General features: G+C 39.1%; 15 protein-coding genes, 1 tRNA gene and 1 riboswitch. Of the genes, 8 read left to right on the top strand and 8 right to left on the bottom strand.

Annotated elements, in window-relative coordinates; all coding sequences use genetic code 11:
* Nucleotides 1–4: 4 nt before the first annotated feature.
* The 5 genes from H9I37_RS03090 to H9I37_RS03070 all read left to right on the top strand — a co-directional run bounded on the left by H9I37_RS03090 (nt 5) and on the right by H9I37_RS03070 (nt 5,403).
* Nucleotides 5–445, top strand: a complete 441-nt coding sequence (locus tag H9I37_RS03090; RefSeq protein ID WP_187381028.1) for a hypothetical protein — start codon at nt 5–7, stop codon at nt 443–445.
* Between the two features lie 323 nt (nt 446–768).
* Nucleotides 769–1,185, top strand: coding sequence for a hypothetical protein (locus tag H9I37_RS03085; RefSeq protein ID WP_187381027.1), 417 nt, complete (start codon nt 769–771; stop codon nt 1,183–1,185).
* Nucleotides 1,186–1,197: 12 nt separating this feature from the next.
* The gene (locus H9I37_RS11450; RefSeq protein ID WP_255422467.1) at nt 1,198–1,944 is read left to right on the top strand and encodes a nitrous oxide-stimulated promoter family protein; all 747 of its coding nucleotides are present in this window, start codon (nt 1,198–1,200) and stop codon (nt 1,942–1,944) included.
* Nucleotides 1,937–3,691, top strand: coding sequence for an ABC transporter ATP-binding protein/permease (locus tag H9I37_RS03075; RefSeq protein ID WP_187381026.1), 1,755 nt, complete (start codon nt 1,937–1,939; stop codon nt 3,689–3,691). The genes H9I37_RS11450 and H9I37_RS03075 overlap by 8 nt, the downstream gene beginning before the upstream one ends.
* A gap of 5 nt (nt 3,692–3,696) precedes the next feature.
* Nucleotides 3,697–5,403: an amino acid ABC transporter ATP-binding/permease protein gene (locus tag H9I37_RS03070; RefSeq protein WP_187381025.1), complete on the top strand. Its 1,707-nt coding sequence runs from the start codon at nt 3,697–3,699 to the stop codon at nt 5,401–5,403.
* 54 nt (nt 5,404–5,457) lie between these two features.
* On the opposite strand, the gene H9I37_RS03065 is transcribed toward H9I37_RS03070, so the two are convergent.
* From H9I37_RS03065 to H9I37_RS03055, 3 genes are all read right to left on the bottom strand, one after another.
* Nucleotides 5,458–5,530, bottom strand: a tRNA-Lys gene (locus tag H9I37_RS03065).
* An 88-nt stretch (nt 5,531–5,618) separates the two neighbouring features.
* Nucleotides 5,619–6,452: a phosphatase PAP2 family protein gene (locus H9I37_RS03060; protein WP_187381024.1), complete on the bottom strand. Its 834-nt coding sequence runs from the start codon at nt 6,450–6,452 to the stop codon at nt 5,619–5,621.
* 30 nt (nt 6,453–6,482) lie between these two features.
* Complete coding sequence (locus H9I37_RS03055; RefSeq protein ID WP_187381023.1) at nt 6,483–8,480, bottom strand: GGDEF domain-containing phosphodiesterase; 1,998 nt, start codon at nt 8,478–8,480, stop codon at nt 6,483–6,485.
* 137 nt (nt 8,481–8,617) lie between these two features.
* Here H9I37_RS03055 and argC point away from each other — a divergent pair, with 137 nt between their 5' ends.
* From argC to argB, 3 genes are all read left to right on the top strand, one after another.
* Nucleotides 8,618–9,553, top strand: a complete 936-nt coding sequence (argC, locus tag H9I37_RS03050) for an N-acetyl-gamma-glutamyl-phosphate reductase (protein ID WP_187381022.1) — start codon at nt 8,618–8,620, stop codon at nt 9,551–9,553.
* An 81-nt stretch (nt 9,554–9,634) separates the two neighbouring features.
* A complete protein-coding gene (gene argJ, locus H9I37_RS03045; RefSeq protein WP_187381021.1) occupies nt 9,635–10,915 on the top strand; it encodes a bifunctional glutamate N-acetyltransferase/amino-acid acetyltransferase ArgJ in 1,281 nt (426 codons plus the stop codon).
* A 95-nt stretch (nt 10,916–11,010) separates the two neighbouring features.
* Nucleotides 11,011–11,883, top strand: a complete 873-nt coding sequence (gene argB / locus H9I37_RS03040) for an acetylglutamate kinase (protein ID WP_187381020.1) — start codon at nt 11,011–11,013, stop codon at nt 11,881–11,883.
* Between the two features lie 10 nt (nt 11,884–11,893).
* On the opposite strand, the gene H9I37_RS03035 is transcribed toward argB, so the two are convergent.
* From H9I37_RS03035 to thrH, 5 genes are all read right to left on the bottom strand, one after another.
* Entirely contained in the window at nt 11,894–12,541 is a 648-nt protein-coding gene (locus H9I37_RS03035; RefSeq protein WP_187381019.1) for an ABC transporter ATP-binding protein, read from the bottom strand.
* On the bottom strand, nt 12,538–13,929 hold the full coding sequence (locus tag H9I37_RS03030) for an ABC transporter permease (protein WP_187381018.1): 1,392 nt from the start codon (nt 13,927–13,929) through the stop codon (nt 12,538–12,540). Before H9I37_RS03030 ends, H9I37_RS03035 begins: the two co-directional genes overlap by 4 nt.
* A gap of 68 nt (nt 13,930–13,997) precedes the next feature.
* Nucleotides 13,998–14,969 (bottom strand): thiamine ABC transporter substrate-binding protein, encoded by a 972-nt coding sequence (locus H9I37_RS03025; protein ID WP_187381017.1) that lies wholly within the window; start codon nt 14,967–14,969, stop codon nt 13,998–14,000.
* Nucleotides 14,956–15,064: riboswitch (TPP riboswitch) on the bottom strand. Its footprint overlaps the gene before it by 14 nt.
* Nucleotides 15,065–15,121: 57 nt before the next feature.
* Complete coding sequence (locus H9I37_RS03020) at nt 15,122–15,712, bottom strand: outer membrane beta-barrel protein (RefSeq protein ID WP_187381016.1); 591 nt, start codon at nt 15,710–15,712, stop codon at nt 15,122–15,124.
* 33 nt (nt 15,713–15,745) lie between these two features.
* Nucleotides 15,746–16,345 carry a bifunctional phosphoserine phosphatase/homoserine phosphotransferase ThrH gene (gene thrH / locus H9I37_RS03015; protein WP_187381015.1) on the bottom strand — a complete coding sequence of 200 codons (600 nt, stop codon included), beginning with the start codon at nt 16,343–16,345 and terminating at the stop codon, nt 15,746–15,748.
* Nucleotides 16,346–16,399 lie beyond the last annotated feature (54 nt).

The raw sequence follows: 16,399 nt of genomic DNA, 5'->3' as shown, positions 1-16,399 counted from the left end.
TTTTATGAAAAAATTATTCAGCGTTCTAGCAGTAATTGCTACCGTATTGTTGGCATCTGCTTTTATCTCATGCAGCAATCCTAGCAACCCTAGCAATTCCGGTGGAAATTCCGGAGGTGGCGGCAACTCTGGTAATTCTTCTGTAGTAAATGAAAACGACCCTTTCGCAGGTTCTACATGGGTAGCCGAGAAAGATATGGGTGGCGGTGCTACAGTAAAGTATACTGTTAAGTTTCCAAAATCAGAAACTGTCGATTATTCCATGACTACCGCAGGTATTACTAGCTCTATTTATTCAGGCTCTTATACTGTTAAAAAGAATTTTAACGGAGTTGAAGGTCAATATGGTGCACGTTTCCATGTATACACATTCACTATTCAAAATAAAAATGCGACAACTGCAAAGTTTTTTGAGGATCCCTCTATTACTTATACGAAACAGTAATCGCTGAGCAGAAAACTTCAATAGAATAAAAAAGTACGGCAAAGGCAAGCCCGCTTTTTTATAATAATTTACACCCCTATGTGGCATTTAATCCATGTAGAGGTGCAAACATGCCTCAGATAAATCCTATTAAGAATAAAAATACTTCAGCAACTTCACTCTTATCACATAAAAAAATCAGTATCAGAGCGCAAACGCAAAAACTCAATATCAAAATCGTAAAATCAGTTAGTTGTACAGTCAAGCCAGTTAGTTGTACATAACATCTGATTGTGATATTGTGGCTATGTGATAATTTTTCATAACGAGGTCATAAGGCAAGTATGAAAAAACTTTATGTAATATTGATTTTTATAATTATTCAAACACTGGCTTTTGCACAATCTGAAAACAAAAATACAATAACGCAAGATTCATTACTCACTGTTCTTGGAAGCAAAAACTCATTATCTGTGGATTTTACAATCGATGAAAAACAAAATGATTCGCTGAAAATCACAATTCATTCTTTTTCTTACAAAGATAAAAATGTCCAACAATTCTCTTTTATTTTGATAAAAGATGATGATAAATATTCCGTAAAAAATGTCATTGCGCTCACTGCCGACAATAAAAAAATAAATATCATAGAAGCGAGCTTGTCGAATCTTGACGGTTTATCTTCCGATGAAAAACCTGTTTTGTACATGAAATACAAACCCGGTAAAATGCCTTTTTCAATAACGCTTACAAAAAAGTAGGAATCTCTAAAAATGCACAATTTTTCTCCATCAAAAATTTTATGGCTTATTTTAGGCTGCATTTGCCTTTTGGTTGGAACAATCGGCGTGTTTCTGCCCGTCCTTCCTACGTTCCCGTTTTATCTTGTAACGGTTTTCAGCTTTGCAAAAAGTTCGCAACGGCTTCACGATTGGTTCACCGGCACGAAACTTTATAAAAAAAATTTGCAGCCGCTTGTAGAACGCAAAACGATGACTTCCAAAGCAAAACTCTCGATTTTATCTTCGGTGACAATCGTCATGGGATTTGGATTTTTTATGATGGCGAGAAAAGGCGTTTGGATTCCGTGCATAATTCTCGCTGTTATCTGGATTTTTCATTTGGGATTTTTTTTATTCAAAGTCAAAACTGAACGACCAGCTCTCACAGAAGAACAGATAACAAAAAAGCGGAAAAAAGAAGAATACATAGTAACGCAGATGATTGCTATTTATTGCAAAAAAAATCATCGAGAGTTGTATGACCGCAGAACGAAAAAACTCTGCCCTGAATGTGAACAAATTGCAAAATACTCTGTTGAACGCAGCGAACATTGTCCTCATATAAAAGAAAAAACGTTTTGTTCAAATTGTACAACTCACTGTTACAGCCCTCAAATGCGTGATAAAATAAAAAAAATAATGCGTTTTTCCGGACCGCGCATTATTTTCTATCATCCTGTTCTGGCAATCTGGCATTTAATTTGTATGGCAGAACAAAAAAGGAAAAAAAATGATTAAAACTCGCCTGATAAAATTGCTCTCTCATGCAAAAAACTATGTCGTGCTGCAAGTCGTGTGGCAACTGATTTCACTTGTTGCACAAATTGCTCTTATCTTTTGCCTTTCAAATATAATCTCTTCGGCATTCAATTTATTTTCGGGAGAAAATGCAAAACATCAATTTCCATCACTTTTTGCTGCCGCAATTATTTTGTGTATTGCGACGCGTTTTTTTATGGAATGGCTGACTTCCAGAACGTCGTTTAGGGCAAGCGCAGATGTAAAACAGATTCTCCGGGCAAAAATCTACGAAAAACTGCTTAAGCTCGGTTCGTCTTATCGGGAAAACGTCAAAACGGCAGAAGTTGTTCAACTTGCAAGCGAAGGCGTTGAACAGCTTGAGATATATTTTGGGAAGTATCTTTCACAATTCTTTTACAGCCTGATTTGCCCGCTGATTCTTTTTTCAGTTTTATCATTCGTAAATCTCAGAGCGGCTGCTGTCCTACTCGTCTGCGTGCCATTAATTCCGTTGTCAATCGTCTTAGTGATGAAAATTGCAAAACGACTTTTGAACAAATATTGGGGACTTTATGCAGAGCTCGGCGACAGTTTTCTGGAAAATTTACAGGGGCTTACAACGCTGAAAATTTACAAAGCCGACAAAAAAAAGGCTTTGGAAATGGACGATGAATCTCAAAAATTCCGCCACATTACTATGAAAGTTTTGACGATGCAGCTCAACAGCACGAGCGTCATGGACATAATGGCTTACGGTGGAGCCGCAGTCGGAATGATTGTGACAATTTTGCAGTTCCGCGCAGGAAAAGTAGATTTGCAAGGCGCACTTATGATAATTCTTCTCGCCTCTGAGTTTTTTATTCCGCTTCGTCTGCTCGGCTCTTTTTTTCACATCGCGATGAACGGAATGGCTGCAAGCGACAAAATTTTTTCACTGCTTGATTTACCTGAACCTCAACAAAAATTGAACGGTGTTCCAAAAGAACTTAAAAAAATCACTTTTGAAAATGTAGATTTTTCTTACAATCGAGACAGAATTATTTTGAATGGCATAAATATAGAATGCCAGAGAGGAATAACGTCAATTGCAGGAATTTCAGGAAGTGGGAAAAGCACGATTGCAGAAATTTTAATGGGCAGAAACAAATGGTACGGCGGAAATGTTCTTTTTGACGGCACGGAGCTCCGAGAAATCTCAGAAGCTTCGCTGATGAAAAACGTCGTCCTTGTAAATCACGAAAGTTATCTTTTCAAAGGAACAATCCGAAGCAACCTTTTGATGGCAAAACATGACGCAACTGAAGACGAAATGATGACAGTTTTGGAAAAGGCAAATCTGCTTGATTTTGTGCATGACAACGGTGGACTCGGCTACAAAATCGATGAAGCGGCATCTAACCTCTCCGGCGGTCAAAAGCAGCGATTGGCACTAGCTCGTGCATTGCTCCTAAATCCGCAAGTCTATGTCTTTGATGAAGCGACTAGCAACATAGATTCTGAAAGCGAAGAACAGATTATAAACGTTATAAAAACTCTTGCAGAATCAAAAATCGTCATTTTAATTTCTCATCGGCTAGCAAACATAGTCAACTCAAATCTGATTTATTTTTTACATGACGAAAAAATTTCAGAAAGCGGCACTCATCAGCAACTGATGAAGAAGAACGGCGAATATGCAAAAATTTTTACTAAACAAAAAGAACTTGAATCTATCAACAAAAATATAAACGACATAAAAGGATAAAGGTAATGGAAGCTGTGAAAACTGAAAAGTGCCGAAGTTCATTTGTAGTGATGGCAAAACTTATCGTCCTGATAAAACCTCTCATTCCAGTCATGATGCTCGCAATAATTTTTGGCGTTGCAGGATTTTTATGCGCAATTTTCCTCTCGATTTTTGCAGGGGAAGAGCTCGTTTCTGTTTTTTACGAAAAGTCCGGTGCAGTAAAAACTTTTCACTTTTGGGGACAAAATTTTATCTTCACTCTTCTGATTCTCCTAGCTGTGCTGCGTGGTTTACTCCATTACGGCGAACAGTACTGCAACCATTTTATAGCTTTCAAACTCCTTGCAATCATCAGGCACAAAGTTTTTGCTGCTTTACGTCGTCTTTGTCCCGCAAAACTCGAGACACGCGACAAAGGCAACTTGATTGCGGTTATCACAAGCGACATTGAACTGCTTGAAGTCTTTTATGCGCACACGATTTCTCCTGTCGCAATTGCGATTGCAGTCAGTGTCTTTATGTGCATTTTTCTTGCAAAAATTTATGTTTGGGCGGGATTTTTTGCCGCTTGCGGATATCTTGCAGTCGGAGTTTTGATTCCTTTTATAAACAGCAGGTTCGGAAGAAAATACGGTTTTGAGTTCAGAAATAAATTCGGAGAGCTCAACAGTTTTGTCCTTGAAAGTCTGCGAGGTCTTGACGAGACGATTCAGTACAATCTCGGTTCAAACAGGAATTCTGAAATAAAAGAAAAATCAGAATCTCTCGGAAAGTTGCAGAACAAACTGAATAAATACGAGTCGTTACAGAGAGCATTCACTACATGTGCGATTTTGCTTTTCGGCTGTGGAATGTTTTTTTTGCTCTACAATGCTTTTACCACAGAAAAGTCGATAACATTTCATCAGTTAGTGACCGGAACAATAGCGATGTTAGGGTCTTTCGGGCCTGTTGTTGCAATCTCAAACCTGTCAAACAATCTGAACCAAACAATCGCAAGCGGAAACCGCGTCCTGAATCTTCTTGAAGAAAAACCAGTCGTACAAGAAGTAACTGATGGAAAATGCGTCGATTTTGACGGAGCGACGGCAGAAAACATCAATTTCGCATACGATAAAAAACAAATATTAAAAGATTTTAACGCAGTGTTTACAAAAGGAAAGCTGATTGGAATTCACGGAACAAGCGGAAGCGGAAAATCAACTTTGCTTAAACTTATCATGCGATTTTGGGATGTCGATAAAGGAGAAATAAAAATCAGCGGCGAAAACGTAAAAAATCTCAACACAGAAAACTTGCGAACGATGATTTCTTACATAACGCAGGAAACATATATTTTAAACGGAACAATTGCAGAAAATATCTCGCTAGGTGCTGAATGTTTTACACGAGCACAAATTGAACAGGCAGGAAAAAAAGCTTCCCTTCACGACTTTATTGAAAACCTTCCAAAAGGTTACGACACAAAGACTGGAGAACTTGGAAACGCTTTAAGCGGCGGAGAAAAACAACGCATCGGACTTGCACGTGCGTTCCTATATGACGCACCTTTTATGCTGCTTGACGAACCTACAAGCAACCTCGATTCCCTCAACGAAGCGGTGATATTAAAATCTCTAAAAGATGAACGCGAATCTGCAAAAAAAACGGAAAAATCAAAGACGATGGTTCTTGTTTCTCACAGAAAATCAACACTCAATTCTGCAGATGAAATATTAGAATTTGAATAAAAAGCGTTTAGACATAAAAAAAGACTTCCGAAAATGCGGAAGTCTTAAAAATCTTGAGCTACACTGGATTCGAACCAGTGACCCACGCCTTAAAAGGGCGTTGCTCTACCTACTGAGCTAGTAGCCCAACTCATCCTTGCGAATGTTTTAATACTATATATTTTTTAGTAAAAAGTGTCAATATATAAATCAGTGAATTTCTGAAAATTATTTTTTTAGAATGAATATTTTATTGCAAATCCGACAGGCGAAACTGAAGCCTCTATTTTATCGTTTTTTTTGAATCGGGCGTAGAATGTTTTTGTATGCATATACGGAACTAAAAGTCCGATTCCGGTTCCGAGCAATGCGCCTGCAAACACATCTGAAAAAAAATGGTTTCCGCTCATCATTCGCAATGCACCAGTTAAAAACGCAATTCCAAAAGATGTAAAAATGACTGTCTTATTCCATTTTGAATCCGGAAAATACCGGAAAAAAACATAACTTGCAAAAGCGGCACTCGCAAATGCCCATGTCGTGTGTCCTGACGGGAACGAGCAATCCCAATCTCCTTGCTCGACTTTTTTCTGCGGATAATTGTCGTAATACATATAAGGTCTCGCGCGGTCAATTCCAATTTTTATCCATTCTTTTATTCCATTTGCAATCAAAAATGTCTCTGCATACATAGTTCCAATCGTAAGCCATTCGTCAGAAGGTGTGATTGCAGCAAAGGCAAGTGGCGCTACTAAAGAAAATGCGACAGTTCCGTTTGAAATCCAATGAATAGGTTTGCTGTAACGGCGCATAAAAATTTGGTCAAAATATGGAACATCAGATTTTAAAAGCGAACCTTTTACATATTGATGGCGTTTGATGTGCAGAAAATCATCACAGACAAGCGCAGAGCCCGAAAGTCCCACGCCGGCAATCCCGAGAATGATATCATTTGCCACATTGAGTTCAAAAGGTTGCATTCGAGGAGCAAAATCGATTGCGAAAATAGATGGACTGCACAAGAGCCATAAAAGAGAAGCGATAATTTTTGTTTTAGTAAGAATTTTCATTTGCATTGTGGTTTATCTATAATTTATTTTTCAAGCCAATTTTTCTTTATTTTTTTTCATTATTTCCAGAAAATCTTTTCTACAAATAGGTTTTGAATAATAAAATCCTTGAAGATAATCGCAACCTAATTTTATGAGCCAATCTGCCTGCTCTTTTTTTTCAACGCCTTCTGCAAGCACCGACATGCCGAGTGTTTTAATCATTTTGATTGTTGCAGCAAGCGCTATTTCTGCGCGTTTGTCAGAAACAGCTGCCCAAACGATGTATTTATCGATTTTAATCATTTTAAAAGGGAGGTTGAGCATATAGCTCATATTTGAATATCCCGACCCGTAATCATCGAGCGAAATCTCAAAACCGGCATCAGATAGATTTTGAACATTTTTCAAAAGAATATCAGGGGCATGTGCGGCAGCTGTCTCGGTAATTTCAAGATTTATAAGCGAGGCTGGAATTGAATAGGAATTTTGAATTCGTAAAATATGTTCTGCCAAAACTTCCTCCATGCATTGAACAACCGAAAGATTTATATCGATTTTTTTAATTCCGTATTCTTCGGTGTTTATCTGAGAAAGATTCAGGCAAACAGATTCAAAAACGTATTCACCTATGCGCATTATTGTTCCAGATTTTTCTGCAATCGGAATAAAATCTTCAGGAGAAATGAATTTTCCATCTTTGTCTTTAAGGCGAATCAGAGCTTCAGCCCCAATCAGGCTTTTTTCTGCAACAGAATAGATCGGCTGATAATATACATCAAAACGGTTTTCTGCAAGACCATTTTTCAGCGCATGTTCAATGTACATCGCTCTTTTTTTATATTCTATATCGATTTCATTTGCATAAAGCAAAGGCGCTTTGTACCTTTCGTCATTTGCAAAAAGGTTTATGATATCAAGGACATCGTCAGATTTTTTTGCATCACGAGGAAATCTCGTTATACATATTCTTGTGTAAAGTTTTAATTCACTTGTTCCGTTAACCCATGGTTTTCTAAAACGGTTAGTTATGTCAGCTACGACATGACTTATTTTTTCATCTGTAGGATTCTTGATTGTTACACAAAAAATACCTTGATTTACGCAGAATGTATTTTTTGTAGAAAAATTTTTTCTAAGATATTCTCCGACCTCGTAAAGCACCTGATTTAGAATGTTTAGGCCAAACGTATTTGTGACAAAAAGTATATCATCGATGACAACCGAAACACACGCATATTCTGCTTTTGCGACGGAGATACGATCTATTTCCTTTATAAAAGAACGCTGATTAAATATCTTTGTGATAGGATCTACCCAATCGTTATATTTTTGGATATTTATAAAATATGCAAGCATGACGAGCGACATTCCAAACGTATCTATCATCAAGCCATAATTAAAAAACTGAAGCAATGAAGTGATAATTAAGGTCAATACATAAAGAAATATAAGTTTCAGTTTTTCTTTATCAACGCGTTTTCTGAATCTGATTGAAATAATCAATGAAAAAACAAAGTTATAGTAACTCAACATGTGAGTTCCGTAAAACCAAAAAGAATTATTTCTGCGATATCCTGTATCGTGGTCGATTATGAAACAAAGCGGATAGACATTTCTTAAAGCAAGCGTCAACCAAATGATGATCAAATAAGCAATAAACGGTATTAAAAAGTGTACCTTAAGCTGAAAACTGCGCACAGGTCCCAAAATATCAAACAGTCCAAGCACTGTCATACTGTAAACTGCTAAACTGAATGGAAGTGAAAGTGTAAAGCTGTAATACAAACACTCGATCACGTACATAAAAAGAATCGGAAACTTTTTAAAATTCAGCTCTACATACCCGGTAATCAAGTCTAGAATTGTTGTCATGATCAAAATCGACAATATGATAATGTAAACGGTATTCTGAAACGACGGTAAGATTCTTCGTCTAAAGTAAGATAAGAATATTATCATTTCTATCAATAATGCCGCTATGGCATATTCAAAAACCATGTTCACAATGTAAATATTATAATACTTATCATAATGGTCGTCAAACATACTGACTTTCCCATAGAGACAGCCAAATGCTGATTTTTGTCGCAAAAAGTGCTTTATGTTTTGGTATACTTCGATATTCTTGGACAGAAATCTGCATATCTATTGATAAAGGCAAATCAATTATCTATTATGCAATTATGGCATACAAAGTTTTTATTGATGGAAAAGAAGGTACAACAGGACTTAAAATTTTTCAGAGGTTTGCAAACCGTGATGATGTAGAAATTATCACGATTGAAGAAGAAAAGCGAAAAGATCCGTCTGAAAAAGCTAAAATAATAAACTCATCCGATTTCACTTTTTTGTGCTTACCTGATGAAGCCGCTGTCGAATCTGTAAAATTGTGCACAAACCCTGATACGCGAATCATAGACGCCTCAACTGCTCACCGCGTAAATCCCGATTGGGCATACGGTTTTCCCGAATTAGATAGCTCTTTCCGCCGGAAAATTGAAAAGTCTAAAAGGGTCGCAGTTCCCGGCTGTTACGCTTCCGGGACAGTTGCAATTTTATATCCGCTTGTAAAATCAGGAATTATGCCTCGAGACTATCCTGTTGTCGTTCACGCTGTCAGCGGATATTCCGGCGCCGGTAAAAAAACAATCGCTTTGTATGAATCTGAAAACAGAAATCCTGAACTTGATTCACCTCGCCTGTACGCTCTGACGCAGAATCACAAACACTTACCCGAGATGAAGCTGATTTCAGGGCTTGAATATCAACCTATTTTTAACCCTTATATTTGTGATTATTTTCAGGGGATGACAGTGACTGTAGGTTTGCATTCACGCATGCTCAATAAAAAAGTTACCGCTCGCGATGTTTGGGATATGTTTAGAGAACATTATCAAGGGTGCCGCTTTGTAAAAGTTGAAGAATTTATGGTTTTTGCAGAACAGTTTATCGCAGCAAACACGCTCGCCGGCACAAACAATATGCAGCTTTTTATTTACGGAAACGATGAAAGAATTATGGTTACAACTCGCTTTGACAACCTTGGAAAAGGAGCAAGCGGAGCTGCGGTTCAATGCATGAACATCATGATGGGGATAGACGAAGGAAAAGGGTTGTAGAATACGATGTGGAGTTCGTATAAACAGCACTTGAGGTTTCTCTGTAAAATCGGTATAAATATACAAAAGGAATGAATATTTATGCAAAAGGTAATCAAGTTTATAGATGGCGGTGTTTGTGCCGCAAAAGGTTTTACTGCAAACGGAATGCTGTGCCACATCAAATCAAGCAGAACAAAGAATGACATGGCGCTTGTATTTTCGGAAGTACCGTGTACGGCGGCTGGAGTTTTTACCCAAAATCGAGTAAAGGCAGAAAGCGTCAAACTCTCAAAAAAACACCTCTCAGACGGAAAGGCACAAGCTCTGATTGCAATTTCAGGAAACGCAAACTGCTGCACAGGAGTTCAAGGTGCAGAAAATGCATACCGAATGGCAAAATGCGCGGCTGAGCAGCTAGGGATAAAAACTGAAGACGTGATTGTCTATTCGACAGGAGTTATAGGCTCACAATTCGATGTCACAAAAGTTGAAAACAACATAGCAGAACTAAAGAATGGGCTGTCAAAAGATGGAAACAAACAGGCAAGAATTGCAATAATGACGACAGACACCAAATTCAAAGAATGTGCCGTAGAATTTACAATAGGCGAAAAAGTGTGCAGAATGGGGACAATGTGCAAGGGTTCAGGGATGATTCATATAAACATGGGGACAATGCTGAGTATAATCACAACTGATTGCGCAATTTCTTCTGAGATGCTGAACAAAGCGCTGAAATCTTCGATTTTGGGAACATACAACTGCGTAAGCGTTGACGGAGACACATCTACGAACGACTCCCTTACAATCATCGCAAACGGTCTTGCAGGCAATAAAGAAATCACATCAGAAGGAGAAGATTACGAAACTTTTTTAGCGGCGTTGAACAAGATGAACAAAGTCATGGCAAAGAAAATCGCCGCAGATGGAGAAGGAGCGACAAGGCTTGTGGAATGCAATGTAAGAGGCGCTTCTTCAGTACAGGCTGCTCGCGGACTCGCCAAACAAATAATCTGCTCTTCACTTGTAAAAGCCGCGATGTTCGGAAGCGATGCAAACTTCGGTCGATTTCTCTGTGCTATGGGTTACAGCGGCATAGAATTTAATCCAGATAAAACGAGCATATGGTTTACAAGCAACAAAAATTCTAAACGATATTTTGAAGATTACGATACTTTTGAAGTGCACGGCGAAAATGCCGTCCTTGTGTATAAAGACGGTGTCCCGACAAACTTTGATGAAGAAATTGCAAAATCAATCATGAAAGAAGAAGCAGTCGAAATATTAGTCCAGTGCCATGATGGAGATGCTGAGGGAACTGCGTGGGGCTGTGACCTTACATACGATTATGTGAAAATCAACGGCGACTACCGCACATAATTTTTTTACATTTGTACGGTAAACAGCAAACGGGAATCGTGAAATAATAACCGGGAAAAAGACGGAAAATACACAAAAACGGAGACAAATCGAATATGGATAAAAGTATAGATGAGATGAGTTCTGAAACATGGGCGAACGTACTTGTTGAAGCTCTTCCTTATTTTAAAAACTGGTGCGGAAAAGTTGTAGTTGTAAAATACGGCGGAAATGCCATGTTAAATGAAGAACTCAAACAGGCTGTCATGGAAGACATAGTTTTGCTGAACACAATCGGCGTAAAAGTCGTACTTGTCCACGGCGGCGGTCCCGAAATCAACCACATGCTTGAGAGAGTTGGCAAAGAAAGCAAATTTGTTGACGGGTTGCGCTATACAGATGAAGAAACAATGGAAATTGTCCAGATGGTTCTCACAGGAAAACTGAACAAAGACATAGTTGGAATCCTTTTTCAAAAAGGGGGGAAAGCTGTCGGTTTGAGCGGCGTAGACTCGGGATTGCTTCGCGCAAAAAAAACTGAAAAAGATTTAGGATTTGTAGGGGAAGTTACAGAAGTAAATCCCGAAATCATAACATCTCTTTTAGATGAAGGTTTTATTCCTGTAGTTTCAACTGTTGCGCTTGGCGAACAAGGAGACGACGCTCGCTACAACATAAATGCTGATACGGCTGCAGCGAGAATCGCAGTTGCGCTCAAGGCAGAAAAATTTGTGCAACTGACAAACGTTCCTGGAGTTTTGAGAGATGTAAACGACCCGTCGTCTTTGATAAAGAGAATTGAACGCACTGCTATTGGTTCTCTAAAGGCAACCGGGATTATAAACTCAGGAATGATTCCGAAAATTGACTGCTGCATTACAGCCCTTGCCGGCGGTGTTCCAAAAACACATATCATTGACGGACGTATTCCGCATTCTCTTTTAATCGAGATGTTCAGCGACCGCGGAATCGGCACAATGATTTATTGACATTTCTATTTCATGACTTTTGAGAGATTTGTCCTTCAAGTCTGACAATATTGTCTGCGACAGTTTTTGCTTCAGCTTCATCATGTGTGACCATAATTGCAGTAAAATCAAACTGCTTTTGCCATTGGCACAACTTTTCAGCAAGATTCTTGCGTAAATCTGCATCGAGGGCTGAAAACGGTTCATCGAGCAAAACGAGCTTCGGCTTTGTGATAATAGTTCTGGCAAGCGCAACTCTCTGGCGCTCTCCCCCACTCAAAGTCTGCGGCATGCGTTTATCAAAACCTTCAAGATTGAATTCTTTCAAAAAATCTGAAGCACGCCCTATTGCATCTCTCTTTTTCATTTTCTTAGATATAAGTCCGTACGCAACATTGTGAACGATGTCCATGTGATTAAAAAGAGCTCCGCTTTGAAAAACCATTCCGACTTCTCGCATATACGGGGCGAGTTTTTCAATTCTGCGGCCATCGAGTTCTATCATAAGTTTTGAGTTGTCATTTTTTTCAAGCCCGGCAATTATGTTTAATATCGTAGATTTTCCGCTTCCGCTCGGACCCAAAAGGCAAGTCATCGTCCCTTTTTCGCATTCGATAGAAAAATCAACTGTAACTGTTTCCCAAACTTTATATATATTTTTTGCAAAAAAGTAACTCATCTTGAACCCCTCTTTGTAAAAAAAATTATCATGCTTATCAGAGCAACTATCCCACCGCAAGCGCACGCCTGATTGAATCTGTATGCCCCTGCAAGATTGTAAGTATACAGCGCAAGAGTAGAAAATCCTCGAATTGAAAGGACAAGGGGAATTGTCGCATCTCCAAGGCTCATCGCAAAACAAAATCCGAAAGACGACAGGAGAATCGGCATACATTCGGGAATGTAAACGCGCAAGATTGAATCAAATAGTCCGCGAGAAAGAATGGCGGCGGCCATATCGGTTTCAGGAGTGAGCCTGTTTATTCCACTTTGAACATGTCTGTAAGCAACAGGCCAATACAAAAGAGTTTGAAGAGCGATGAGCATAAATACGTTCCCTTTACGGAAGATTAAACTCGCACCCCAAGAAATCACAACTGACGAAATTGCCATTGGAATTATGGGAAGCGTTTGAAGGATGAAGTTTCCTTGACGGCGGCTGAGCTTGATAAAAAGTGAATAAAAAAAAGCAAGAAAGGTGCATAAAAAACCTGTGCAAAAACCTGTCAAAACCGAGTTCCGCGCAGCGCTCCAAAAAGTTGGACTAGCAAACAATTTCGTCACGCTTGCAAGTCCGGAAACAAAAACCGAAATAAACGGAAATGCAAAAAAAATCAAAATCATACAGATTATCGGTATAAAGATAAAGATTTCTCTGCCCAGCCGCTTTTCCGGCTGGACAACAAAATCTATTCCGGCTGAAGATGACTGACTTTTTCTGATTATAAAACTGTACAGAGCGACAATCCCAAGAGCTGTCGAAGTTTCCATCACGGCAAGTTTTGCCCCAGAACAGATGTCGAGCGTACTTCTGATTGAATGATAAATTTCAACTTCAAGTGTAGATTGCCCCGGCGGTGAAAAAAGCATCACTATCATAAAACTAAAAAAACTGAACAGAAAAACCGGGATGCACGCTGCGGCGATTGCCCCAGAAAGTTGATGCAATGTCACAGTGAAAAATACGCGGCACCTGTTTGCACCGAGCAGGCTAGCCGCTGAAGCTTGTTCAGACGGAAGTTTTTGCCATGCATCGGTAACAATTCCTGTGACAAGCGGAAAATTGTAAAATCCTTGAGCAATAACAATCCCTAAAGTTGAATACAAAAATGAAAAATTTGTGCCAAACAATTTGTTCACAAAACCGTTGACTCCCCAAAAGCCGACATATCCAAGTGCGACAATCAGAGGCGGAATGCATAATGGGATTGCTGACAATGACAACAACAATCTTCTGCCGTAAAATTTGCGATTTGCGGTAAAAAAAGATGTTATGAGTCCAATCACAGCAGCGATCAATGTTGAGAATACAGCAATCTTCAATGTGTAAAAGTAAATCTGAAACATCTGTTTAACGCCAAAATTGATGCGCCTTGTTAAGACTAAATCCTGTTAAGATTTTTAGATATATAAGATTATCTTAAAATTTTAGGCTTTATCACTTTTGAATAGCATTCCGGCAATTTTACATTTTTGTTTGCCGGGTACATCCATTGTGTCAGCGGTATGATATTTTGCGCTTCTTCGCTGATAAGAAAATCTATAAATTTTTTAGCAGCGTCAGAATTTTTGCAGTTTTTGATAATACCGGCTCCTTCTATCTGCAAAATGTGCCCATCTGTAAACTCAAGAGCTTTTCTAAAATCGCCTTCACCATATTCAACGTGATACGCTTCGCTTGTCGTGTAGCTTATTACGAGAGGCGCTTCGCCTCTTGTGAACATACCGTAACCCGTACTCCAGCTTGGCGCAACAGTCAAAATAGAAGGTTGTAGCCGCTTAATATAGTCATCAGCTTTGTCACCATAAACTTTATTTACCCAAGCTTCAAATCCCACTCCGAGCGTGCTTGTGCGAGCGTCCATCAAGATGAGTTTTTTTCTGTAGATGTCTTTTGTCAAATCTTCAAAACTTTCAGGAGCCGGTACACCGGAAGAGGAATTCCAGATTATTGCAAACGGGCTGTAATCGTACGGAGTCAAAATCCAGTTTCCGCCGAGCTGATTCTCAAGCCCATCTTCGAGAGAAGATATATCTGACGGTTTATACTTTTCGAGAACTCCGCTCGATTGTGCTTTTTGGACAAGGTTGTTATCTAACCCGACAACAACATCTGCATAAGGATCGTTTTTTTCGAGGATTGCTTTTGAAAGAATCTGGACGCTGTCGCCGCAGTCTGTATAAACAACTTTGATGCCGCTCTTTTCTTCAAAAAGCCGTGCGATTTCAGGACCGGAGCCCCATTCGCCGCTGAAAGAGTTATAAGTGTAAACTATCAGCTGAGAAAGTCTTTCGCTGCTGACGCTGCTTTTTTTACAGCCGAACAATGTGCTGCAAACCAATAACAATAATGTTGAAAAAAATATAAGAGTATGATGTTTGTTCATACCTTCCTCCGTCGGAATTATCCGAATCAGGTTCTAAGGGTTTAATCTCAGGATTCAAACGGCAACGCCGTTCTTCACCACCCCCGGTAATCAAAATGCAAAAAAGTCGATGCCTCAAAGATATATCTGCTTTGAAACATCGTCTTTAATGACTAGAATTTATATTGAAGCCCTGCGCTGCAATAAATTGATTTTCTTTTGAAAGAAAAAGAGTCACTGCTGAGCTCTATCTTTGTTACGTGACCGTCTTTGCTTACGAACTTTTGAATTGTCGGAGTAAAATCAAACACGCCGTTTGCCCCGAACACAAGTCCAAAATGACTGTTGATATTTAAAATCACGTTTACACCGGCAGCCAAACCTGCGTTCATGTTCTTTATATCAGACTTTGTGGCATATCCGTTTCCAAGAACAGAGCTGAAATTCAAACCGACTCCGCCACCAATTGTGATGATAGGAAGTTTTGCATTGTACCAGACCAAAATCGGCATATCGAGCACTGAATAATCTGTGAATGTAACAGATTTTTCTCCAAAAGTGACGACGCTTGAAGTTATATTCGATTCTGCCTGGAATCCGAATCCTCCGATCAGATCGAGATTAAAAAACGCACCGCCGCCGGCAACTATTGTTTTATCAAGATTTGTTCCACAAAAACCGCGTCCGCCTACAGAAAATCCGATAGCCGATACGGAAGCCGAAAGACCGGCAAGCATTGCAAAAACGATAAAAATCTTTTTCATAATAATCCTCCAAAAAAAATTAAAATCATATATTTAAAGATACTTTTTTATTGCAGCCAACAATTCAGAGTATTCTGTAAATGCAGGATATTGTGGATATTCCTTTATGATTTTTTCCGTTGAACGGAACAAAAATCCTGCTTTAGAAGCCTCGATCATTCCCAAGTCATTAAAACTGTCGCCGGAAGCGATCGTTTCAAACCCGATAGACTGTAGCGCTTTTACAGTTGTATATTTGCTTTTTTCACACCGCATTTTATATCCTGTAATTTCACCGCTTTCCGACACTTCGAGTGAATTGCAGAAGATTGTAGGTTGACCAAGTTTTTTCATAAGAGGAGCTGCAAACTGACTGAATGTGTCGCTCAAAATAATTGTCTGGCAGCATGAACGGAGCTCGTCCAGAAACTTTTTTGCGCCCGGCAACGGATCTATTTTTTCGATTGTCTGTTGTATCTGATTTAACCCGAGCCCGTGTTTTCTTAAAATGTCAATTCTGTATTTCATCAGTTTATCGTAGTCAGGTTCATCACGTGTCGTTCTTCTCAATTCGGGAATTCCGACTGCATCTGAAAAAGCTATCCAAATTTCCGGTACAAGAACGCCTTCAAGATCAAGACATGTAATAATCATTTTGCCTCCGACGGAAAATCCCCCTCGCATAGATTGAAAGATCCTCGCAATGTT

It is taken from the genome of Treponema sp. Marseille-Q3903 (genome assembly GCF_014334335.1).
GTDB lineage: Bacteria > Spirochaetota > Spirochaetia > Treponematales > Treponemataceae > Treponema_D.
The sequence above is the reverse complement of the archived record's forward strand: the minus strand, read 5'-3'. Positions and strand labels throughout refer to the sequence as shown.